This window comes from Pseudomonas sp. TE3786 (genome assembly GCF_054057335.1).
Genome location: NZ_JBSRZF010000007.1, coordinates 26,024 through 47,087 on the forward strand (window position 1 = coordinate 26,024; position 21,064 = coordinate 47,087).

17 protein-coding genes are annotated in these 21,064 nt (G+C 59.7%); 5 read left to right on the forward strand and 12 right to left on the reverse strand.

Features of this window, described 5'->3' with window-relative positions:
* Positions 1 to 30: 30 nt before the first annotated feature.
* The 3 genes from ACVW0Y_RS10015 to ACVW0Y_RS10025 all read right to left on the reverse strand — a co-directional run bounded on the left by ACVW0Y_RS10015 (position 31) and on the right by ACVW0Y_RS10025 (position 2,823).
* On the reverse strand, positions 31 to 654 hold the full coding sequence (locus ACVW0Y_RS10015) for a hypothetical protein (protein WP_457437934.1): 624 nt from the start codon (positions 652 to 654) through the stop codon (positions 31 to 33).
* Positions 651 to 1,865, reverse strand: a complete 1,215-nt coding sequence (locus ACVW0Y_RS10020; RefSeq protein WP_457437935.1) for a glycerophosphodiester phosphodiesterase family protein — start codon at positions 1,863 to 1,865, stop codon at positions 651 to 653. The genes ACVW0Y_RS10015 and ACVW0Y_RS10020 overlap by 4 nt, the downstream gene beginning before the upstream one ends.
* Before the next feature lie 328 nt (positions 1,866 to 2,193).
* Positions 2,194 to 2,823, reverse strand: coding sequence for a TetR family transcriptional regulator (locus tag ACVW0Y_RS10025; protein WP_457437936.1), 630 nt, complete (start codon positions 2,821 to 2,823; stop codon positions 2,194 to 2,196).
* A 220-nt stretch (positions 2,824 to 3,043) separates the two neighbouring features.
* Here ACVW0Y_RS10025 and ACVW0Y_RS10030 point away from each other — a divergent pair, with 220 nt between their 5' ends.
* The 4 genes from ACVW0Y_RS10030 (at position 3,044) to ACVW0Y_RS10045 (ending at position 11,834) form a co-directional block, all read left to right on the forward strand.
* Complete coding sequence (locus tag ACVW0Y_RS10030; protein ID WP_457437937.1) at positions 3,044 to 4,129, forward strand: flavin reductase family protein; 1,086 nt, start codon at positions 3,044 to 3,046, stop codon at positions 4,127 to 4,129.
* 10 nt (positions 4,130 to 4,139) lie between these two features.
* Entirely contained in the window at positions 4,140 to 5,228 is a 1,089-nt protein-coding gene (locus tag ACVW0Y_RS10035) for a fatty acid desaturase family protein (protein ID WP_457437939.1), read from the forward strand.
* A gap of 138 nt (positions 5,229 to 5,366) precedes the next feature.
* Positions 5,367 to 7,430: an AsmA family protein gene (locus tag ACVW0Y_RS10040; protein WP_457437941.1), complete on the forward strand. Its 2,064-nt coding sequence runs from the start codon at positions 5,367 to 5,369 to the stop codon at positions 7,428 to 7,430.
* A 150-nt stretch (positions 7,431 to 7,580) separates the two neighbouring features.
* Positions 7,581 to 11,834 carry a two-partner secretion domain-containing protein gene (locus ACVW0Y_RS10045; RefSeq protein WP_457437942.1) on the forward strand — a complete coding sequence of 1,418 codons (4,254 nt, stop codon included), beginning with the start codon at positions 7,581 to 7,583 and terminating at the stop codon, positions 11,832 to 11,834.
* 66 nt (positions 11,835 to 11,900) lie between these two features.
* Here the strand turns inward: ACVW0Y_RS10045 and ACVW0Y_RS10050 are convergent, their stop codons facing one another.
* Complete coding sequence (locus ACVW0Y_RS10050; protein WP_457438188.1) at positions 11,901 to 13,157, reverse strand: MFS transporter; 1,257 nt, start codon at positions 13,155 to 13,157, stop codon at positions 11,901 to 11,903.
* 154 nt (positions 13,158 to 13,311) lie between these two features.
* Here ACVW0Y_RS10050 and ACVW0Y_RS10055 point away from each other — a divergent pair, with 154 nt between their 5' ends.
* Complete coding sequence (locus tag ACVW0Y_RS10055) at positions 13,312 to 14,217, forward strand: LysR substrate-binding domain-containing protein (RefSeq protein ID WP_457437944.1); 906 nt, start codon at positions 13,312 to 13,314, stop codon at positions 14,215 to 14,217.
* Positions 14,218 to 14,257: 40 nt separating this feature from the next.
* On the opposite strand, the gene ACVW0Y_RS10060 is transcribed toward ACVW0Y_RS10055, so the two are convergent.
* The 8 genes from ACVW0Y_RS10060 to ACVW0Y_RS10095 all read right to left on the reverse strand — a co-directional run bounded on the left by ACVW0Y_RS10060 (position 14,258) and on the right by ACVW0Y_RS10095 (position 21,052).
* Positions 14,258 to 15,493 carry a serine hydrolase domain-containing protein gene (locus ACVW0Y_RS10060; RefSeq protein WP_457437945.1) on the reverse strand — a complete coding sequence of 412 codons (1,236 nt, stop codon included), beginning with the start codon at positions 15,491 to 15,493 and terminating at the stop codon, positions 14,258 to 14,260.
* 231 nt (positions 15,494 to 15,724) lie between these two features.
* On the reverse strand, positions 15,725 to 16,168 hold the full coding sequence (locus ACVW0Y_RS10065) for an excinuclease (RefSeq protein ID WP_108097847.1): 444 nt from the start codon (positions 16,166 to 16,168) through the stop codon (positions 15,725 to 15,727).
* Between the two features lie 51 nt (positions 16,169 to 16,219).
* Positions 16,220 to 17,446: a beta-ketoacyl-ACP synthase gene (locus ACVW0Y_RS10070; RefSeq protein WP_457437947.1), complete on the reverse strand. Its 1,227-nt coding sequence runs from the start codon at positions 17,444 to 17,446 to the stop codon at positions 16,220 to 16,222.
* Positions 17,446 to 18,174, reverse strand: coding sequence for a 3-ketoacyl-ACP reductase FabG2 (locus tag ACVW0Y_RS10075; protein ID WP_457437948.1), 729 nt, complete (start codon positions 18,172 to 18,174; stop codon positions 17,446 to 17,448). The genes ACVW0Y_RS10070 and ACVW0Y_RS10075 overlap by 1 nt, the downstream gene beginning before the upstream one ends.
* Complete coding sequence (locus ACVW0Y_RS10080) at positions 18,167 to 18,622, reverse strand: ApeP family dehydratase (RefSeq protein WP_457437950.1); 456 nt, start codon at positions 18,620 to 18,622, stop codon at positions 18,167 to 18,169. Before ACVW0Y_RS10080 ends, ACVW0Y_RS10075 begins: the two co-directional genes overlap by 8 nt.
* Positions 18,619 to 19,812, reverse strand: coding sequence for a beta-ketoacyl-[acyl-carrier-protein] synthase family protein (locus tag ACVW0Y_RS10085; protein WP_457437952.1), 1,194 nt, complete (start codon positions 19,810 to 19,812; stop codon positions 18,619 to 18,621). Before ACVW0Y_RS10085 ends, ACVW0Y_RS10080 begins: the two co-directional genes overlap by 4 nt.
* On the reverse strand, positions 19,809 to 20,312 hold the full coding sequence (locus ACVW0Y_RS10090; RefSeq protein ID WP_457438190.1) for a DUF3261 domain-containing protein: 504 nt from the start codon (positions 20,310 to 20,312) through the stop codon (positions 19,809 to 19,811). Before ACVW0Y_RS10090 ends, ACVW0Y_RS10085 begins: the two co-directional genes overlap by 4 nt.
* Positions 20,312 to 21,052: a class I SAM-dependent methyltransferase gene (locus tag ACVW0Y_RS10095; RefSeq protein ID WP_457437953.1), complete on the reverse strand. Its 741-nt coding sequence runs from the start codon at positions 21,050 to 21,052 to the stop codon at positions 20,312 to 20,314. The genes ACVW0Y_RS10090 and ACVW0Y_RS10095 overlap by 1 nt, the downstream gene beginning before the upstream one ends.
* Between the last annotated feature and the right edge of the window lie 12 nt (positions 21,053 to 21,064).

The following is a 21,064-nucleotide window of genomic DNA, read 5'->3' on the forward strand; positions in this document are numbered from 1 at the left end:
AAACGCTGTGACCGCCGTACCGCTTCAAGGCTATTCATCGTCGGTGCCAATGACTGAAAAAATCGCATTCTTGGCGGCCGGACGATAGTGGATGAAATTGTCGAACTTTAGGTCATAGAGGTCTGCATAACGGCTCTGGATAACGGTCTTCATCTGTTTCAAATTGGCATAGCTGACATTATCCAGTTGAGTGTTCAGGTAGTAATCAACGGTTTCCTTGTCGGCACCAAAAAAGGTTACAGAGCTTGCGACGGGTGAATTCAGATTGCCGGATGGCCAGACTTCGATCCACAAGATGTCTTCGTTGAAAATCAAGCGCATGTCATACAGGGCTCCGCTAGTCTGGTCTGGAAGATCATGCAGTTTGTCCAGCAGTGGGAATGTCGACATTCCACTGCGTATTCCTGGGAGGACAGGGTTTTGCCTTTTTATTTCAACGGTTTTATCAATCATCCAGATCTGGAAGCGGCTGTTAGTTGATGAAAACCACATTGGAGAATCTGCAGAGTGGCGATGTGTTTCAACGACAACAAGATCGTCCGTTGGAAGTTTGTCTTTTAACGCTCTGGTTGCTAACTCCACGCTATAGCCATGGGCAGTAGTAGTCAGCGAAAATAGAAAAAATGTAGCAACTAATAAGTTGAAGTTTCTCATGGCTGACGTCCTGTTTTATAGGGATCAATTACCATGCCCAGATACCAGTCTGGACGATCAGTATTGATCACCACATGCCTGGCAAGATCGTAGCTTAGAGTGGTAAATAAATTACTTCTCTTGTCGCTCGCTGTATTGCCGATAAATTTCCATTGATACTCTCGGCCCAGCGTTCCCTTGTCACCAACGGCGTCAACACTCCATAACGCAGAGCGTTTACCCAGAGGCGTGAGCTTTTTGACGTAATCAATCAGGTTGGAATAATTGTTCGCTCGATACGTGAAAGGCTTGGCCCCCCAGAATTGCGGGCTGTAAATATTGGTTTCGTAGGTGATTACTTGCTTCGAAGCATTGGTTGACTGGTGCCACATATTGATAGTCAGGAGAGTGTCCTGAAGCGCTTTTTTTCGTGAGGTACTGACGATGGGGCTCCATAGGAACTGGCCCTGGTATGACGCGTAGGGCTGATCAAGGAAGGGCGTAGCATCTGCCACTGTCGCCGCGTATTCATGCGCGGTCTTGATCGCGATATTCGCCAGGGCACCCGCCTTGTTTGCTTCATTGAGCACATAAGCGATGATTTTTTCGTACTCATGGGGTTCGGCGTTGGCTGGTCTTTTAGGATCTATCATCAGCAACACCTGATTTTGCGCGGCCCAGGCTATTAGCTCCGACATTAGCGCCAGATGATCGCTTTGCTCTCCGCTCAATGTCTGGTCGCGTTTGCGCATTTTGAAATGGGTAATTTGTTCGGCGTTATAGTCCCGGGGAGTTTTATCAGCAGAGCCTCCCGCAGCGGCCATATTAAAATAATGGCCAAGGAACACTTTCTTGACTCCGGACTGATCCGGGCCTGTGAGCACCGCATCAACTTCTACAATATGGTGACCTGCATTCAGTGCCGCTTGAAATGCCCCCAGGGTGTTTTCAGCCGGACCTCTTCCAATTGGAGTTCCCCACACGCCGCGATGAGGAATAGCGATCAGATCTGCAGGTGCTGACCAATACGGCACCATCACTCGATTTATAGCGCCACATAACGCAGGTTTCGCAGCCTGGCCGGCGCAGGTACCGCACTGGTGGGCCGGATCATAGATATCTGCGGGGTCCAGGTGTTTGCCGGCGATAGAGATACAGGCTGTTGCCCAGACTGAACTCGATAGTGAGAGGGTACAGGCCAGTGTGGCGAGTAGGGTCGCGAACATTCTCATTTGCAGAATCTCCAGGCGGGAAGTTTGCGGTAAAAATTCTTTCCTTTAGTTGTTGTCCGGTAAGTTGTTCAGGGTGAAGTTTTAAAAAAGGCTGCGCCTTGAATAGGCTTTTATCAACCGGCAATAGGTGACGGCAGAAATAACCCACGGGCTATTCCGTTGTTTTGTACATGATGATGTCGGAGTGGGCGGAAGTTTCTGAGGTGGCTATGGAGTTGCCGGGTTCGCGGTTAAATCGTAACTATCTATATATAGGCGGCGAAGCAACCTATCTATAAACGGCAAAACAACGCGGCTGACTTCGGAATTCTCCGCAACGGCTGGAGCGTTAGACGCTCCCCAACCCCTGCCAATGCTTGGAGCCGATAAAGATAAAGCGCAGTTGCTGGGTCATCTTGGCTTGCGGGGTGAGGTGCTCGGGCAATTCCAGTGCCAGCGGGTCGATCAGTTCGGGCAGGGTGGCGAATACGGTTTTCACCACCAAGTCGGCGATCACTGCCTGGGCGGCGACATTCAGGTGCGGCAGTTTCGGCATATGGCCAAGGTCGCTGACCAGGTCGGCGGTGATGCCTTCGCGCAGCGCGCCGATGGCCTGGCGCACAGCCTTGGAGCCGCCATATTGCTCGCGGGCGAGAAACAGGAATTGCGAGCGGTTGGCGGCCACGTTGGTGAGGAAGATGCGCACCGAGGCGTCGATCACGCCACCCATCTGCATCTCGTTGTGGCGCACCTGGCGAATCGCCTCGCGGAAGGTTTCGCCCACCTCGGTCACCAGGGCCAGTCCCAGTTGGTCCATATCGCTGAAATGGCGGTAGAAACCCGTGGGCACGATGCCGGCGTGGCGGGTGACTTCGCGCAGGCTGAGGCTGCCAAAACCACGGCCGCTTTCCATCAGGTAACGCGCGGCATCAAGGAGCGCCTGGCGCGTCTGCTGCTTCTGTTCGGCACGAGGTGACATGCGTGGCGCGATTCCCTGCGATGGTGTGCCGCGCACTCTAGCAAATGCCTTTGGCGGGCGTCGAACCTGTGGAGGGCAGGGGCAGCCGATTGGCCTTGAATTGGTCGTTAGATTGGCATCAGTGAACAAGTGTTGACTGAAATGGTCGGTCTCTGGCAGTTTGGTGAACAGTTGTTCACCGAATTTTGCCAAACCGCACGTTTTCAAGGATCGGCCGCCCATGCCCCTTATCCCTTTTGCGCTGGTTCGCCGCAGCGCCCGCTGGCTTGCGCCGCTGCGTTACCTGGTGGCCCGTGGCTGGCTACGCGAAGCCAGCGTCGACGCCGTGCTCGCCCTATTGCACCCGGCCTGGCGCCTTAGCCGGGTGTTTACCTGCCTGCGCGCCCGGCGCTGGGTGGCCGAAGATATGCTCGCCCTGACCCTGCTGCCCAATGGCAATTGGCGCGGTGCCGCGCCGGGTCAACATATCCAGGCCTATGTCGAAGTCGCGGGGGTGCGGCTGAGCCGAAGCTACAGCCTGACGGCGCTGAACGCTGACGGCAGCCTGGAAATCGCCATCAAACGCCACCCTGGCGGCCGCCTGTCCAACCGTCTGCTGGATTACCTGGCCATTGGTGACATGCTGGAAATCGGCGAGCCCTTCGGCGAGCTGCAGTGGCCCCAACAGGCCGAATCCGTCTTGCTGCTGGCGGCCGGCAGTGGCCTTACGCCCTTGTTGGGGCTATTGCGCGATGCCCTGCAAAAGGGTTTCAGCGCGCCAGTGGAGTTGCTGCATTACGTGCGTGACGCCGGCCAGCAAGCCTTCGCCCAGGAACTGCAGGCGCTGCAGCAGCAATACCGCAATCTGCGGGTGCGGCCGATGCTCAGCAGTCAGCTGGGGCGCTTCACCGCCGAGCATGTGCAGGCCAGTGCCGCCACCGAGGTGCTGACCTGCGGCCCCTACGGTTTCGTTACTGCGGTGCGCGAGTGGTGGGGCAGCACCGCAGCCAGCCGGCCCCTGCAGGCAGAGTCTTTCAGCCCGCCAATGGCAAGCCACACAAACAATCACAGCCCCTTGCTGATGCGCTTTGCCCGCGCTCAGCAGGAAGTGCTCGGCGACAGCGCCAGCTCGTTGTTGCAGCAGGCTGAAGCCGCCGGTTTACGCCCCGCCCATGGCTGCCGCCAGGGCATCTGCGCCAGCTGCACCTGCCTGTTGCTCAGCGGTGTGGTGCGGGACCTGCGCAGCGGCGCGCTGCTCAGCGAGCCCGGCCAGGCCATTCGCCTGTGCGTGAGCGTGCCGATGGGCGATGTGGTTGTGGATATCTGAGGAGAACGTGATGCGCACTGACCGCCAACTGACCGCCAGCGAACTGCAGGCCTTCGCCGCCGAACTCGATGACCTCGGCCGGCGTACCCGCGCCGATCTGGGGGAGGTGGACGCCCGCTATATCCGCCGCCTGCGCAATGTGATTCGGCTGTTCACCCTCGGCGGTCGTGCCCTGCTGCTGCTCGGTTGGTTTCCGCCGACCTGGCTGCTCGGCACCTTGCTGCTCGGCCTGGGCAAGATTCTGGAAAACATGGAGCTGGGCCACAACGTGATGCATGGCCAGTACGACTGGATGAACGATCCGGAATTCAGCGGCCGCACCTATGAATGGGATATCGCCGGACCTGCGGATTTCTGGCGACATACCCACAACCATATCCACCATACCTACACCAATGTGCTGGGCATGGATGACGACATCGGCTACGGCGTGGTCCGCCTGTTTCCCGAGCAGCGCTGGAAGCCGTTTTACCGCTGGCAGCCGCTCTGGGTAACTATTCAGGCGCTGCTGTTCCAGTACTCGGTGGCAGTGCAGCACCTGCGCCTGGACAAGCTCTACAAGGGCAAGATGAGCCGCGCCGAGTTGCGCCCGCTGCTCCAGGTGTTTATGGCCAAGATCGGTCGCCAGTGGGGCAAGGACTACCTGTTTTTCCCGCTGCTGGCGTTGCTGATCGGGGCCAACGCTTTCGCGGTATTGGCCGGTAATGCCGTGGCCAACCTGCTGCGTAACCTATGGACCTTTCTGATTATTTTCTGCGGCCATTTCACCGAGCGCGCGGCGGTGTTTCCCAAGGAGATCGTGATCAACGAAAGCCGTGGTCACTGGTACCTGCGTCAACTGCAGGGCTCCAGCAACCTCAGGGGCGGCAAACTGTTTCATATCCTCAGCGGCAACCTCAGCCACCAGATCGAACACCACCTGTATCCGGATCTGCCAGCCCGCCGTTACGCGGCCATGGCCGTGGAGGTGCGCGAGATCGCCCGACGCTACGGCCAGACCTATAACTGCGGTTCCCTGGCGGCGCAGTTCGGCACGGTGATGCGCAGAATCTGGGTGTATCGCCGGCCCAACGTTAGCGCCGCAGGGGCCGCAAGTTGAATCATTTCGCCATCTCCTGAGTCGATAACTCTATGAAGCGCCGCACCAGCGTGGCGACGACGCCTGGTTATACTGGCGCCCATCCCGCAGCAGCCTCGCCGCATCATGTCGAGGGCTGTGGTTTATGGAGAAGTGTGGATGATGTTGGCGCGTAAAGTAGTGCTCTGGTTCCTGGCCATTTTCCTCGCGGTGGTGGCGGTTGTGCTGGTGGTTGTGGCCACCTTCGACTGGAACCGGGTAAAGCCTTTGATCAACGATAAGGTCAGCGAACAACTCGGCCGTCCGTTCACCATCAATGGCAATCTCGCCGTGCTCTGGTCCCGCGCGCCAGAGGAGCGGGGCTGGCGCTCCTGGCTGCCCTGGCCGCGGTTTGTCGCCGAAGACATCACCCTGGCCAATACCGAGTGGGCCAAGGCACCGCAGATGGTCAGCCTGCAGAAAGTGGAATTTCGCCTGGCACCGTTGCCGCTGCTGTGGCGCACCGTGACCATTCCGCGCATCGACCTTACCCAGCCCACCGTCAGCCTCGAACGCCTGGCCGACGCCCGCAACAACTGGACCTTCACCCTCAAACCCAGCGACCCCAATGAGCCGCCGTCGGAATCGCCCTGGGTGGTGGATATCGGCACCATCGGCTTTGACAAAGGTCAGGTGAATGTCGACGACCAGAGCCTGAAAACCCAGATCGAATTGCTGATCGACCCCTTGGGTGAACCCGTGCCCTTTGCCGACATCGTCGGCAAACCCAAGGCCGAGCAAGTCGTTGAACAGGGTGCCACCCCGCAGGACTACGCCTTCGGCTGGAAACTCAAAGGCCAATACAGAGGCCAGGCCCTGAGCGGCAACGGCAAGGTCGGCGGCCTGCTGGCGCTGCAGGACAGCAGCCAGCCGTTCCCGGTGCAAGCCAACGTACAGATCGGCACCACCAAAGTGGCGCTGGCCGGCACCCTCACCGACCCGAAAAATTTCGCTGCCCTCGACCTGCGTCTGCAACTGGCCGGCACCAGTCTGGGCAACCTCTACCCACTGACCGGCGTGACACTGCCCGACACCCCGGCCTACACCACCGACGGCCATCTGCGCGCGCAACTGCGGGACCCGTCCGGCATGCAGTTCCACTACGAACAGTTCAACGGCTCGATTGGCGACAGCGATATCCATGGCGACCTCAGCTATATCGCCGGCCAGCCGCGGGCAAAACTCAGCGGCGTGCTGACCTCCAATCAAGTGCGCTTTGCCGACCTGGCGCCGCTGATCGGTGCCGACTCCAAGGCCGAACAAAAAGCCCGTGGCGTCACCAGCAAACAGCCCAGCGACAAGGTGCTGCCGGTGGAAGAATTCCGCACCGAGCGCTGGCGTGACATGGATGCCGACGTCACCTTCACCGGCAAGCGCATCGTGCACAGCGAGAAGCTGCCCTTCAGTGACCTCAACGCCCATGTGCTGCTCGACGACGGCAAGCTCAGCCTCGATCCCCTGCGCTTTGGTGTGGCCGGTGGCCAACTGAATTCCACCATCCGCCTCGACGGCAGCCGTGCACCCATGCAGGGTCGGGCGCAATTGAGCGCACGCAATTTCAAACTGAAAGAACTGTTCCCCAACTTCGCCCCGCTGCAAACCAGCTTCGGCGCATTGTATGGCGACGTCGACCTGAGTGGCACCGGCAACTCGGTGGCGGCCTTGCTCGGCACCTCCAACGGCGATGTGCGCATGCTGATCAACGATGGCGCGGTGAGCCGCGAGTTGATGGAACTGGCCGGGCTCAACGTCGGCAACTATGTGGTGGGCAAACTGTTTGGCGACAAGGACGTGAAGATCAACTGCGCTGCCGCCGACATGGGCGTGAAGAACGGCCTGCTGACCACCCGCCTGGTGGTGTTCGATACCGAGAACTCTTTGGTGCATGTCGATGGCACAGCCAACTTCAAGACCGAGCAACTGGACATGACCATCGACCCGCAATCCAAAGGCGTGCGGATTATTTCGCTGCGCTCGCCCTTGTATGTGCGCGGCACGTTCAAAAAACCGGATGCAGGGGTGAAGACCGTGCCGTTGTTGGCGCGCGGGGCGGGGATGTTGGCGCTGGGCGCTATCGTCGCGCCGGTGGCCGGGTTGGTGGCTCTGGTGGCACCCAGTGGCGGCGGCGATCAGGTGAATGAATGTGCGCCGTTGTTGCAGAAGATGAAGGCAGGGAAGTTGTGATGGCGCTTGGCTCGCGCTCTTTGTAGCGCTGCTTGCGGCGCTTACCCGCGCACATCCAACCCTGGGGGACAGCGGTATCTGAGCGAGCCTACAGGCAGGCTAGGTTCCCCTGAGTACGGTTGACCGATCTCCAAACGAATGGAATCGGTCATGAATGCACATTGTTTTCGCCTGATCTTTAGCAAGGCCCTGGGATTTCTGATTCCTGTCGCTGAGAGTGCTCGGGCCCAGCGTAAGCCGGGTCAGTCGCGTTCCATCCTTACCGTTTCTCCCTCCGTGTTATCCCTGCTGCTGGCCGCAGCGCCAGGTTGGGCTGTCGCTGGCCTGGTGGTGGATGCCAGTAGCCCCACAACTGTCATCAGCGCCGCCAACGGCGTGCCGGTGATCAACATCGCCAACCCCAATGCCAACGGCCTGTCCCATAACCGTTTCAACGAATTCGATGTGCAGCAACCCGGCGTGGTGTTTAACAACAGCCAGGTCAATGGCGTTAGCCAACTGGGCGGAGCGATGCTGCTTAACCCCAACCTCAAGCAGACGGCCTCGGCGATTCTCACTGAAGTGACGGGCAATAAACCCAGCTCCCTGGCGGGCACTCTGGAGGTGTTTGGTGGCAAGGCTGACTTGTTGATTGCCAACCCTGAGATGGAGATGCATGCCCCCGACATTCCACTATCGCCAATGGAATGGATGTCAGATAACCACTTTGATGCGAGGTCACTCCTCTCACCCGCTAGCACGGGCCATTTTGACGCTCCGTCTCCGAAAGGCCCGTTGGATGATCCCCTGAGTGCAGCGTTATCAGACCGCTCGCATGCCGCTGTTCCCGTTGCTGAGCCTCGTCAGCAAGTCGAAGCTACCCCGCAACAGGCTTCGAATCAGCAAGCCCAGCCAGCCCAACGCCAACCCGCGCAGGTGCAAACATTAGAGCCGGCCCCTACGACGCGCGCGACATCAGAGCGCAATGCCGGCATCGACATGGCTGGCAGCCGAGTTACAAGTCCCCTGAACCATTCACAAGACTTCGGGGCGCTGGCACCTGGAGCCGGCGAGAAACAGTCTGGCAATAAAGTCTTGGCGTCTGATTCAGCCCATATGTCCGGCGATAATTTTTTAAATGTGCCCAATATAGAAGAGCCGTTATCGGGAGCGTATAAGCACCCCGTGTCGGCCTCAAGAGAGGGGGGAGGAACTTCTGCTGATAACGCGGACGTCAATATTCATGAGTTAACGGATGCCGGCCTGAGGCTTGGCTTTGCGCAGAAAACCAATGAAATTCCCCAGATATCTATTGACGAGAATGCTCAACCTAAACAGCCAGTAAGCACAAAAAGTTCCAGTAAAAAAGACGGAAGAGAACTGACGGTCGAGGATATTAATAAATGGCTTAAAATGTCATATGACGAGCATAAAACCGTTGGGACAAAGGGGTGGATAGCTGCCAATGGCATTATGTCTAGCCACGAACAATACTTAACTAGTGCCGGATTATCGATCAGGGGGTACTTGCATTATGAAAAACTATCTCCGGGTGCGGTCCCCGCTGTGTCAAAGGGCAATAAAATCACCGATGAGCAAATAATAGCTTGGCGTGATATGCCCCAACCACAACGAGATAAAATCGGTGGTTGGGACGCTTATGCGGCTGCTGAGAATATCTTGTTGGGAAGCGCGTATTTGGTGTTGAAAGATACAGGAATCAAATCAAAGGGGGAAAGCAGACTAGCGAGGAATAACGTTAGCCCTGTTGCCAGTGCCTCGGAAAAAACAACATCTTGGATTAACAGGATGAAAGAAGAGAACCCTGGAAAAACGATCAATCGGGAGCAAATAGTAGCCTGGCGAGACATGCCGCTAGATCAGAAAAACGCTATTGGCGGGTGGAAAGAATATGCAAAGGCGCAGGGCATTTCATGGGACAGTGCAAGGCGTGCATTAACGAACACCGGTCTTGGAGACATGGGTCGCGTTAGGCTCTCCAAGGGCAGGGCCGTGTCCCGTGCGGATTTGTTGGCTTGGGGGGCGATGTTACCCCAGCAACGACACCAGGCCGGCGGTTGGATGGACTGGGCTGACAGCAAGGGTATCAAACTGAGCAATGCGTATTCGCTGATGTCGAATAAAGGGCTTCTTGCAAAGGGAAAAGCTCTGCTAGCAGAAAATTATCCCTTGAGTGGTGACAGCGGCGACCAAAAGGTCAGTAACGATCACAACGCTGAGCAACGCTCACGTGACCTTCAGAAGGGGCTGCAGGACCCGGACTCTCCACTACCGCCATTGGAATGGACGAATATCGACTTTGACCTGTTGTTACCCCCTTCTCCCCCTAGTGCGCACCATTCTGACTATTCGTCTGCGCAGAGCATGCTCGACGCTCCCCTGAGTGCACCGTTGTCAGACTGGTCGCATGCCGCTGCCCCCGCTGCCCCCGCTGCTGAGCTATTGGCAGAGAAACCTCGTCAGCTCGGAGTTCCTCCGCAGCAGGCTTCGAGTAAGCCTGCCTCGCCAGCCAAGCGCCAGAGCGCGCAGGTGCAAACGGATGAACCAGCCGCTAAAAAGCCAACGACATCAGCGCAGAATCCTGGCATCGATACGGCTGGTAATCGAGTTACAAGCCCCCTGAAAAATCCACAAGATGTCGGAACCATTGCGTCAGGAGGCGGCGAGAAACAATCTGGCAATAAAGTCTTGGTGTCTGATTCGGCCCCTACGCCCGGCGATAAATCATTAAATATTCCAGATATAGAAAAGTTGTTATCGGGAACGAATAAGCCCCCCGCGCTGGTATCAAAAGAGGGCGGGAAAACCTCTGCTGCTGACACGGAGATAAATTTTGATAAGTTAACGGAGGCCGACCTGTTGATTGGCTTTGAGCACCTAGCCAATAAAAAAGTGGAGCGGCTTGAAAATAATCGCGCTCAACTGGAAAAGCCAATAAGCCAGAAAACTCCCAGTAGCGAAGCGCGAAGGAAAACAACTGTCGACGATTTTTCGCGAAGTGAGCAAATGGCATATTCCGAGCCGCACACTGCGCGGGGATATGTTCATACGGAAAAAATATCTACGGGTGCAGCCGCTGTTTCAAAAGGCACACAAATTACCAATGCGCAGATAAAACATTGGCAAGGCCTATCGCCAACGCAGCGAATTGAAGCGGGTGGCTGGCGGGGATATGCCGCAGCAGAGGGCATCAGTATGGCCAGTGCCAACGCGGTCCTAACGGACACAGGTGTTAGGGCCAAGGGGCGGATCAAGACCTCCAAAGGTAGCCCAATGAGCGATATGGATCTTCTGGCTTGGAATGCAATGTCGATCGAGCAACGAATAAAAGTGGGCTGGCTGGCATGGAGTGAGAGCCGGCACATTAAACTGGGTAGCGCGCAGGTGTTGATTACCCCCAGCGGTCTGCGCGAGCAAGGGAAAGTCAGGCTGGCTGCATTGCTCAGCGAGGCTGCCGGCGTAGCTACCAGTGCCCATCTGAACATGAGTGGGCAGACCGGCGAAAATATCCCCGATATAAACCCGCTTCTGCCGTCAGAGGCCGTTATGCATGCGGATGACAAGCAAGGAACGTCATGGTTTAACCCCAACACCCCGCAAAAGACATTTTTACCCAACCTCGCGCAAACGCCGACACGCAATGCCCGCAAGGATAGTGTCGAGCAGGAGCTGGTATATCCCGACCTCTGGGATCTTGCCGCTGGGTTTGAAACGCCTGAGCCGGGTGCCTCTTGGTTACATTCCTCTATTGCACAACCGTCATCCTTGCCGGCGTTTTTAGATATGAACTCCACGGTGGGCGCTACAGAGGCCCATAAACAAAGCATGCAGCAAGAACCCCAAGTTCCCGTTTCTCTCAGCCCTGCGCATGCGCTTCCAACTTCCGCTCCAAAAGCCGCTCAAGCCACACCCGACAGTTCGGCGATAAAGTCGATGCTGCCTAGTTTCCTGGGCGCAGAGATCGACGAATTATCTATCCCTGTATTACCGGCAAAAGTACCTCCGGTACAACATCAGGGTGGGGGTGCTACGCCCGCCGCCAAAGATATTTACAACTTTTTAAACTACCGTCGCGGTGGTCCACGTAGTGTGGCGGCGAGTGAGAAGTGGATTGTGGATTACGCAGTAGCGAATAACCTGGTCGATAACCGGGGACGCTTAGCCCTTGCAGGAGTCCAGCAAATGAAAGCGCTGGATGATGAAAGAAAGTTGCTGGTCGCCTTGAGCCAATTGGTTACGCAGTCAGCCAAGATTGGTAGCTTTAGCAGTTACAGGAAGCGTGGATTTGTCCGTGAAATATCGAACCAAACCGGAATCGAACAAAACATTGTGAAACGTTATATGCACGACCCCGCCGCACTGAATGAAAAAATCGAAGAAATTAAAAAGAAATGGAGTGAGTAGCCAGGCCGCAACTGTATCGATATAGCCAGGCAGGGTTGTTGGCGACCTGACTATTGATACGGGCGCTTAGCGTGCATTCACGGCCAACAGCGGCAATTTGGCCAAGCGCACCGACACCAGCAAGGCACCGATCAGCAGGGCGGCAATAAATCCGCCCACCCCCATCCACCCATAGTGATGCCAGAACACCCCACCCAAGGTTCCCGCCACACTCGACCCCAGGTAGTAGCAAAACAGGTACATGGATGACGCCTGCCCCTTGGCCACAAAGGCCCGTCGGCCAATCCAGCTGCTGGCCACCGAGTGCGCGCCAAAGAAGCCGAAGGTGAACAGCAGCATGCCGATGAGAATCAGCGGCACCTGCGGGAACAGGGTCAGCAGCAGGCCGGCGAACATCAGCACTATTACTGCCCAGAGCACTTTGCGGCGGCCCAGTTTGTCGGCCAGCGAGCCGACCCAGGCCGAGCTGTAGATGCCCGACAGGTACACCACCGACAGCAAGCCCACCAGCGCCTGGCTCATGTGATACGGCTCGCCCAGCAGGCGGTAGCCGATGTAGTTGAACAGGGTGACGAACGCGCCCATCAGCAGAAAAGCTTCGAGAAACAGCCAGGGCAAGCCTTGGTCGCGCAGGTGCAGGGCGTAGTTGCCGATCAGGTTTTTCAGGTTCAGTGGGGTGGCGCGAAAGTGTTTCGACTCGGGCAGGATGCGCCAGAACAGCAACGCCCCCAGCAGCGACATCAGCCCCAGCGCACCAATCGCCACGCGCCAGTTGACGAAGTCCACCAGCACCCCGGCGATCAGCCGCCCGCTCATGCCGCCAATGGCGTTGCCGCCGATATACAGACCCATCGACAAGCCGATAAAGCGCGGATGAATTTCTTCGCTGAGGTAGGTCATGCCTACCGCCGCCAGGCCGCTTAACGACAAACCGAGCAGGGCGCGCATCAGCAGCACGCCGTGCCAGCTCGGCATGCAGGCGCTGGCCAGGGTGAACAGGGCCGCCGACAGCAGCGAAATGACCATGATCTGTTTGCGCCCCAGGGCATCGGAGATCGGCCCGGTGATCAGCAGCCCGATGGCCATCATGATGGTCGAGATCGACAGCACCAGGCTGCTCTGCGCGGCATTCAGCTCGAACTCGGCGGACAGCACCGGCATCAGCGGCTGCACGCTGTACAGCAGGGCAAAGGTGGCGAAGCCGCCGGCGAACAGGGCCAGCGAGGTGCGGACGAATTGCGGGGTGCCTTTTTCGATAAAGGCTTCGGTTTGTTCAACCGTACAGGCGGCGTCAGCGGCCGCGTCACGGGCGGCGTCGAGCAGGGCAGGGGAAGCGGAAGGGCGCACACAGACCTCGCAATTGGTGCTTTTCAGAGTAGCCAGGTGCAAAGAATAGAGAGCGGCGTTTATTATCTCCAATATATTGTTCGTGTTGATTGATCTGTTTTGCGACCTATTCTCCGCTGGAGTTCTGCCCATGGAATTGCGCCATCTGCGCTACTTTGTCGCCGTCGCCGAGGAGTTGCATTTTGGTCGCGCCGCCGAGCAACTGGGGATTTCCCAGCCGCCGTTGAGCCAGCAGATTCAGGCGTTGGAAGAGGAGATCGGCGCGCGTTTGTTCGAGCGCACCAATCGCCGGGTCGAGCTCACCGAGGCCGGTCGCCTGTTTCTCGACGAAACCCGGCAGGTGCTGGCCCAGGTGGAAAAGGCCACGCAGATCGCCCGGCGCGCCCAGCAGGGTGAGATCGGCGAATTGAACGTTGGCTTCACCGCCTCGGCGCCCTTCACCTCGACCATTCCCCGCAGCATTCTGGCGTTTCGCCAGGCCCATCCCGAGGTGCATTTGAGCCTGCGGGAGATGAGCAGCCGGGTGGTGATCGAGGCCTTGCAGGAGCAGACCGTGCAGGTCGGTGTGATCCGTCCCTTTCCACTACCGGACAATATCAAGGCGGTGGAGCTGTTCCGCGATCCGCTAGTGGCGGTGCTCAGCGCCGACCATCCGCTGGCCCAGGGCAGCGAAGAGGGCATTTCCATGGCCGAGCTGGCGAACGAGCCCTTTGTATTTTTCCCGCGCAGCTACGGCACCGGCTTGTATGACCAATTGATCGGCCTGGCGCGTAACGCCGGCTTCAGCCCGCGCATCGCCCAGGAGGCCAGCGAGGCGATGACCATCATCGGTTTGGTGTCGGCCGGTTTGGGCGTGTCGATGTTGCCGGCTTCTTTCCGCCGCACGCGGGTGGATGGCGTGGTCTATCGCACTCTGCTGGACGAAGGTGCCACCAGCGCCGTGTGGCTGGTGGTGCGCAAGGATCAGCGTGCGCCATTGGCCTTGGCCTTTGTCGAGCAGGTGACGCGGGAAGCCGCAGCGCTGCACAAACCGTAGGGCGAATACCGCTACCGGCGGTATCCGCCGTTACTCGATGCTATTCGGTGGATATTCGCCCTACGCGGGCATCGGCGGCACCCGCGAGGCGTTGCAGCAAGCGGTGGCCGACGTCGTTGTTCCAGTTGAAGCTGTTCTGCAGCACCACCACGGCGGTTTTGTGCCCGCGGTCGAGGCCGATATAGCTGGTGTACCCGGCCACCAGGCCGACCTGATAGGTAATCTTCTGCGTGCCCACGGTATCGACTATCCAGGCCACCGCGGCGGCTTCGTGGGGACGGTCGACGCGTACGCTGAGGCTGTCCTGCAACGCCGCGTCCATCGCGGCGTTGCCTGAGCCATTGAGGTTGGCGGCGGCATAGCTGAGCAGGTCATCGGCATTGGAATAGAGCGCTGCGGTGCCATGCAGGATATCGGTGAATTGCCAATCCGGCACCGGCTGGCCACGGCGGATAAATTTCGGTTGGTCGCCGGCATGCCCACGGGCGCGCTGGGCGTAACCGGGCAAGTCTTCGGCACGGTAATCGGTATCGCTCAGGCCCAGTGGTTCGGCGACCCGGGCTTGCAGCAACGCATCGATCTTCTGGCCGCTATGCAGTTCCAGCACATAGCTGAGCAGGCCGTAACCGATATTGGAGTACTGCGGCTCAGGGTGCGCCGGGCGCTCGAACTCGGCCATATAACGCAGCAGGTAGTCGCGGTCGAAGTGGCGGTAGAAGCTGTTGCCGGTGAACAGGTATTCGACGAAGTAACTCAGGGTTTGCGGCGTCATCGGTTGGCGCGGCAAGCCCGAGGTATGGGTGGCCAGTTGCAGCAGGGTGATCTGCTTGGCGTCCTCGCTCAGCGGTGTGCCGGCCGGCAGCAGTTGTTCCAGACGGTCATCCCAATGCAGCACGCCATCCTGCACCAGAAGTGCGGCGATATCGCCGAGAAAACCTTTGCTCAATGAGCCGACGGCAAACAGGGTCTGGCCATCGGGCTTGCCGCCGCCCTGGTGATCGCGCACGCCGTAGCCATAGAAATGTTTCTGGCCATCGGCGGTCAGTACGCCGACCACCAGCCCCGGGGTGCGTCCCGACTCCACCATCGGCGTGGCCAGCTCGTTTACCTCACGATCCAGATCGCCGCTTTGCGCCAGGCGCAGAGCTTGCTCGTTGCTGCTGTCCAGCGGCATGCGCGACAGTGTTCCGCAGGCGCACAGCAGCAGTGAAGGCAAGGCACCGAGAAGCGGTTTGCGCAGGTGGCAAAGGGAGAGGAAGAGGCGCGGGGGGAACACGGGAACCTGCGGGAGCTTGAGGGGGGGAGGACAGCTACGAGGTAAGGCAGGACACGAATAACCGTAGGATGTGCCAGTCCGCGCTCGTCATGAAATTCTGGATTCCCGCTTTCGCGGGAATGACGGTGATAGATGAAAAAACCTCCGTCGTCCCCGCGCAGGCGGGGACCCAGAATCTGCTGGCGAGTGCTGGGTACGAACCTGAGCGCGGACCGGCACCTTACAGCGGTATTACTTGACCGAAGCCAGCTGCGCCTTCAGCGCCACACCGGCCATGATCGCGCCAGCGTGGCACTCATAGTTTTCCGGGTTTTTGTATTCGACGCCTTTGTAGTTGCTGGCGATTTCGATCACCGCGTTGGCACCGGCAGCCTTGGCGGCGTTGGCCAGTTTGATCACGGCCGATTGCATGGCCCAGGCGCAGGCTACTTCGTCAGTCTTGTTGAAGGCGTTGGTTTTCTGGCTGGTGGTGATCTGTGGATTGATCACGGTGACCTTGCCCGCCGGCTTCTTGCCGGCCATGTAGAACTTCACGCTGCCATCCAGCTTGCCAGCGGCGGTCGCCTGGGCGATCACGGTTTCCAGCGGCAGGTAGTGGGTGGTGTCACGCGCCTGGCTGATGCCGGGAATAGCGGCGAGCAGCAGGGCTGCGGCGGTGAGGCTTTTCAAATGCATAGTCGTCTCCTTGACGGCGGTTGGTAGTGGCTCTTCGTGGTGCTGTGGAAATCAGTGCCAGCGGCGGAAGATCAGCGAGGTATTGACCCCACCAAAGGCAAAATTGTTGTTCATCACGAATTCGTTATTCATCTGCCGGGGTTCACCGCGCAGGTAGTCCAGCTCTGCGCACTGCGGGTCGATGTGATCGAGGTTCAGGGTGTGGATATAGCGGTCGCTGTTGAGCATCTCGATGCTGAACCACGACTCCAGCGCCCCGCACGCACCCAGGGTATGGCCCAGGTAGCTCTTCTGCGAGCTGATGGCCATGCCCGAGCCGAACAGGGCGGCGGTGGCGTGGGTTTCGGCGATATCGCCCTGCTCGGTGGCAGTGCCATGGCCGTTTACATAACCGATGGCCTGCGGCTCGAGGCTGGCGTCCTGCAGGGCCAGCTCCATGGCACCGCGCATGGTCACCTGCTCGGGCTTGGTGGCGTGCCGGCCGTCGGCGTTGCAGCCGAAGCCGACGATTTCGGCGTAAATCGTCGCACCCCGGGCCTTGGCGTGTTCGAGTTCTTCGAGCACCAGCATGCCGGCACCTTCGCCGATCACCAGGCCGTCACGGCCGCTGTCATAGGGGCGTGGCGAGGTGTGCGGCGCATCGTTTTTCAGGCTGGTGGCGTACAGCGCGTCGAACACCATGGCCTCGGTCGGACACAGCTCTTCGGCGCCACCGGCAAGCATCATCGGCAGGCGGCCGAACTTGATCGCCTCGTAGGCATAACCGATGCCCTGGCTGCCGCTGGTGCAGGCGCTGGAGGTGGGAATCAAACGGCCCTTGAGGCCGAAGAAGATGCTGATATTGGCCGCGGTGGTGTGCGGCATCATGCGGATATAGGAGTTGGCATTCAGCCCGTCGGCCACCGAGTTGAGCAGCATATTGCCGAAGGCTTTGATCTCTTCGGTGCTGCCAGTGGACGAGCCGCAGGCCACGCCCATGCGCCCGTCGCGAATGCTTGCGTCGTCCAGCAGGCCGGCGTGGGCTAAGGCTTTTTCGGCAGCCAGCACCACCAGCCGCGACACCCGACCCATGCTGCGCAGCTGTTTGCGGCTCCAGGTTTTCGGCACCACGAAGTCGTCGATGGGGCCGGCCAGGCGGGTGTTCAGTTCGGCGAAGCGGTCCCACTCATGCATACGGCGAATGCCGCTTTTGTTGGCGCTGAAGTTGGCTTCGATGCCGGCCCAGTCGCTGCCCAGGGATGTGATGCCGGCCATGCCGGTAACTACCACGCGTTTCATCAGCACAGGCCTCCATTGACCGCGAGCACTTGGCGGGTGATGTAGGCAGCTTCGTCCGACATCAGAAAGTTCACCGCACCAGCGACTTCTTCCGGGGTGCCCATACGTTGGGCAGGGATCATTTTCATCATTTCTTCCAGCGGCAGGTCATCGTCGAGCATGGCCGTGTCGATCAGCCCGGGGGCCACGCAGTTGACGGTGATCTTGCGTTTGCCCAGCTCCACGGCCAGGGCCTTGGCGGCACCGATCACCCCGGCTTTCGAGGCGCTGTAGTTGACCTGGCCACGGTTGCCGATCATGCCAGACACCGAGGTGATGCAGACAATACGCCCAGGCTTGCGGCGACGGATCATCGGCATGACCAGCGGATGCAGGATGTTGTAGAAGCCGTCGAGGTTGGTGCGCAGCACCACATCCCAGTCCTCTTCGCTAAGGGCCGGGAAGGCACCATCGCGGGTCAGGCCGGCATTGCACACCACCCCGTAATAGGCACCATGGGCTTCGACATCGGCTTCGAGAATCTCCCGGCAGGCAGCGCGCTCGGCCACATCGAATTGCAGGATGCGTGCCTGCTGGCCGAGGGCGACGATTTCCGCCTGCACGGCTTCTGCCTCGGCACGGCCGCTGCGGCAATGCAACACCAGATCGAAGCCGGCGCGGGCCAGGCGCAGGGCGATGGCGCGGCCGATGCCACGGCTGGAGCCGGTTACCAGAATGCTGTCAGTCATGTGCGGGTTCTTCCAGGTAGCTGGCCACGTGCGGTGGGCGGAATACGTTGAGGCGCGCTTCGGCGTGAATGCCGGGGCCGGTCAGGTGGCATTCGAAAACACCCATGCCGTTGTCGTCTTGCAGCGAACGCAGGGCGTGGATCTGCAACTCGCTGCCGAGGGGAAAGGCGTCGACATTGCACTGGTAATTACGCGTGCCAAGGAGAAAGCCCAGCTCCACCGGCAGACCGACCTGGCGCGCCTGGCAACCGGCAAAGGCCGCCACACTTTGCGCCATCAGCTCGATGCCGACCCAGGCCGGCAGGCTGCCATCGGCCTGGCTGAACAGGCCGCCGGCGCGCACCTGCAAACGGGTGGTGACTTCCTCGTCGGCGAAGCTCAGCACTTCATCCACCAGAATCATGTCGCCGGCGTGGGGCACCAGTTCGGCAATCGGCCAGATCGTCATACGTCCACCTGGCCGAGAATCAAGCTGATGTTGTTGCCACCAAAGGCGAAGGAGTTACTCATCATGCGCTGCGGGCCTTGGCCATTGAGCCGGACGTCGGTGTCGGTGAAAGAGAGGGTGGGCAATTGTTCATCGCCCTGGCCGTCCCAGATATGCGGCGGCAGGCGTTTGCCGGCCAGGCTCAGCCAGCAGAACGCGGCTTCCAGGGCACCGGCGGCGCCCAGGGTGTGGCCGGTCATGGCCTTGCTCGATGAGCAGGGCACGCCAGCCGGAAATACCCTGGCCACCGCCAGGCTTTCCATGGCGTCGTTGTGCTGGGTGGCGGTGCCATGCAGGTTCAGGTAACTGATGTCTTCGGCCTGCAGCCCGGCGTTGGCCAGGGCTTGGCGCATCACGTACTCGGCACCTTTGCCTTCGGGATCCGGCGCGGAAATATGGTGGGCATCGGAGTTGGCCGCCGCGCCGAGCAGGGCGATGGGCGCTGGTTCGCCGCTCATCACTTCTCTGCTCATTAAAAACAGCGCCGCCGCCTCACCGATATTGATGCCCGAACGGTTACGCGAAAACGGATTGCAGCGCTGATCCGACAGCGCCTCCAGCGAACCGAAGCCGTTGAGCGTCAACTGGCACAGCGAATCCACGCCGCCACACAGCACCGCATCGCACAGGCCGCTGTTCAACAGCCGTCGGGCGCTGAGCAAGGCGCGAGCGCTGGAGGTACAGGCGGTGGAAAGCACATAACAGGGGCCGCTGAGGTTGAGCTGCGCGGCAAGAAACTCCGCCGGGGCCGCCAGCTCCTGCTGACCGTAGTCGTAGCTGGCGGGGAACTTGCCGTCTTGCAGATAGCGGCTGATGCCCTGGGTGGCCTCGTCGATGCCGGTGGTGCTGGTGCCGAGCACCACGCCGATCCGGGCCCGGCCATAACGCTCGATGGCGTGCTGGATATCTCCCTCGATCTGCTGCGCCGCGGCCAGCAGCAACTGGTTGTTGCGGGTGTTGTGCGCGGTGCTTACACCCTGCAGTGGCGGCAGTTGGGCCTGCACTGCGCCTACCGGCAACGGGCGCTCCGGCACCCAGCCGGCTTGCACGTGCATGCCGCTGGTATCGCCAGCAAACAGGCGCTCGCTGACCTTGAGTTTGTCGTTGCCCAGGGCGCACAGCAGGCCCAGGGCATTGAGGTAGGCAGTCATGGCAACATCTCGACGCGGTAGTTCGGCCCCGCCTGGGTGCGGAGCTGAAAATTCAGGGATTGCGGATCGCTCTTTGGCGGGTAGATCACTTGCCAGCGGGTTTCGGCGCTGTCGCGCAGCCAGCGTTGCTGGCCATGCTGCTGCCAGTCGGCACCGGGGTAGTGCGCAGGCACCTGTTCCAGCGGAGTGAGGGCGAACAGCAAGGCGGCGAACAGTTCGCGCGCTTCGGGGTTGGGCGGCAGCAGGCCGTCATTCTGCCACTGGTTGCCGGTGAGTAGTTGCCGGGCCAGGGGAATTCCCATCGGGTCCATCAACGACCAGCGTAGCGCCGGCCCTTCCTGTTGCACCACCAGCAGCCAATCCTCGGTCTGCCCGGCCAGTTCGCGCTGCACATGCAGTTGCAGCGGCAGGGCCAGGGTTGGCGGGCTGTCCGGCAGCGGCGGGTGCTGGGCGCAGGCGCTCAGCAACAGCAGCAGTACGAGTGGCAGCAGGCGCTTGATCACAGCGGCTTCCGTACGGCAGCGTTGACCAGGGTTTCATTGCGCTGGCCCACGGCCCTGGGTTTGACCAGCTTCCAGCGCTCAAGCAAACCGAAGTCGCTGGAGCGGCTCCACCACAGATAGGGGTACGACACGTTCTGCGCGCCGAACTCGAAGCCCTGGTCGCGCAGCATCTGCAGATATTCTTCCGCCGTGCGCTGCACATGCATGGGATGGCGGAACAGCCAACGGATCACCCAGGTGTCGATGTAGTACTGGGTCGACTCGGCAAACAGTAGCCAGCCACCCGGCTTGAGCACTCGCCAGAACTCGGCCAGGGCCGCTTCCTGCTCCACCAGGTGGTGGAAGGTCTGGTGACAGAAAATCACATCGACACTGGCGTCGTTCAGTTGCAGGGCGGCGCAGTCGCTGCTCAGCAACTGCACTGGCAAACCTTCACGCTCAGCCTCGGCGCGGCTCATGGTCAGGCTGTGGGGGTCGGCATCCAGGCCCATCAGCTGCGCGGGCTGAAACGCATCCTGCAGCAAGCGAAAGGATTTGCCCTGGCCGCAGCCGGCATCCAGCAGCACCGCGCCCTTGGGCAGCGGCTGATCGAGCAGGCGCTTGAGATCGTTGATTGCTACACGCAGCACATGGTGTTGCCACACATGGCTCTGCAGAAACCAGAAACCGAAGCGGGTCTCTTCGACGTACTTATCCCCGGCCGGGTTGTGCGGTACAGGCGGCATCGGTGCGTTCATGGGCATCCCTTC

Coding starts and splice junctions, on each gene's coding strand:
- ACVW0Y_RS10030 (WP_457437937.1), top strand. CDS start 3,044: ATGCCCCTTATCCCTTTTGCGCTGGTTCGCCGCAGCGCCCGCTGGCTT.
- ACVW0Y_RS10055 (WP_457437944.1), top strand. CDS start 13,312: ATGGAATTGCGCCATCTGCGCTACTTTGTCGCCGTCGCCGAGGAGTTG.
- ACVW0Y_RS10075 (WP_457437948.1), bottom strand. CDS start 18,174: ATGACTGACAGCATTCTGGTAACCGGCTCCAGCCGTGGCATCGGCCGC.
- ACVW0Y_RS10085 (WP_457437952.1), bottom strand. CDS start 19,812: ATGACTGCCTACCTCAATGCCCTGGGCCTGCTGTGCGCCCTGGGCAAC.
- ACVW0Y_RS10080 (WP_457437950.1), bottom strand. CDS start 18,622: ATGACGATCTGGCCGATTGCCGAACTGGTGCCCCACGCCGGCGACATG.
- ACVW0Y_RS10070 (WP_457437947.1), bottom strand. CDS start 17,446: ATGAAACGCGTGGTAGTTACCGGCATGGCCGGCATCACATCCCTGGGC.
- ACVW0Y_RS10040 (WP_457437941.1), top strand. CDS start 5,367: ATGATGTTGGCGCGTAAAGTAGTGCTCTGGTTCCTGGCCATTTTCCTC.
- ACVW0Y_RS10025 (WP_457437936.1), bottom strand. CDS start 2,823: ATGTCACCTCGTGCCGAACAGAAGCAGCAGACGCGCCAGGCGCTCCTT.
- ACVW0Y_RS10035 (WP_457437939.1), top strand. CDS start 4,140: ATGCGCACTGACCGCCAACTGACCGCCAGCGAACTGCAGGCCTTCGCC.
- ACVW0Y_RS10020 (WP_457437935.1), bottom strand. CDS start 1,865: ATGAGAATGTTCGCGACCCTACTCGCCACACTGGCCTGTACCCTCTCA.
- ACVW0Y_RS10015 (WP_457437934.1), bottom strand. CDS start 654: ATGAGAAACTTCAACTTATTAGTTGCTACATTTTTTCTATTTTCGCTG.
- ACVW0Y_RS10065 (WP_108097847.1), bottom strand. CDS start 16,168: ATGCATTTGAAAAGCCTCACCGCCGCAGCCCTGCTGCTCGCCGCTATT.
- ACVW0Y_RS10045 (WP_457437942.1), top strand. CDS start 7,581: ATGAATGCACATTGTTTTCGCCTGATCTTTAGCAAGGCCCTGGGATTT.
- ACVW0Y_RS10095 (WP_457437953.1), bottom strand. CDS start 21,052: ATGAACGCACCGATGCCGCCTGTACCGCACAACCCGGCCGGGGATAAG.